Annotated in this window: 1 protein-coding gene; it reads left to right on the top strand. The window is 39.3% G+C overall.

What is annotated here, in order from left to right; all coding sequences use genetic code 11:
- The coding region (locus tag ACZBKJ_RS09870; RefSeq protein WP_463200922.1) for a hypothetical protein at positions 1 to 931 on the top strand (931 nt) is incomplete at both ends.

Here is a 931-nt window from a genome sequence, read left to right as displayed (position 1 = left end):
ATTAAATGGCCGCTCAATTGATGAATACTTAATCAATGCATTGTCAAATTATGATGAGCATAGTTTGGAAGGACCACATGTTGAACTCCCTACAACACATGTTACTATTTCTCGTACTGCTCATTCTAGAGATTTCGAAGCAGATAAGACCAATCGATACCTTAAACAAGAAAGAAGAGCTTTTCAAGCCACTGATGCTGATTTTAATGATGGACGTATATTCGCCGCAAAAAGCTTTGGTGAAATAAAAGATTGGTATCCCTCATTGGTTCAAGACATGAGTGCCTTTGAAAAATTACAAGAAACAAGTGATGGCCTGTCTGCATTTGGCGAATCTTTTGTTGAAGGTGGAGTTTCAAACATCAAAGGTTTGGCTGATGCCATCACTAATCTGCCCAATACTGACATTAGCGCAATTAAAGAGCGAGCTCACAAATTTAGTTCAGATCTAATGAAATATACAACTAACAGCCAATACAGAGACTCTGTTAATCAAGAGGTTGTGTATGATTTAAAAACAGATATTGCCTATGGGCAAATTTTAGCCCTGCAAGGGGATGCTGACAAAATTGGTCAGGCAGTTGGTGAAGCTTCAGGTGAGCTGGTAGCCGATTTGGCAATCTCTGCTACAACAGCTGGGATTGGCAAGGTTGCAAATCAGGCCATCAAGACGATTAATAAAGTTGATATCCCTGATAAAAAAATTACAAATTATAACCCCCCTAGTGTAAGAGCAATAGAATGTTCCTTCCACGGAGACATGCAAGTCAAAACCCTATTTGGCTACAAACCCATCTCTCAAATTCAAATCGCAGATTGGGTATTCGCCAAAAATGAAATCACAGGTAAAACCAATTACCGTCAAGTCTTACAAACCATCAATAGCATAGACCCTGACACCACACACATTACCATTGTCAATAGTGATGGG

The organism is Moraxella sp. I5G (assembly GCF_055193055.1).
The sequence above is the reverse complement of the archived record's forward strand: the minus strand, read 5'-3'. Positions and strand labels throughout refer to the sequence as shown.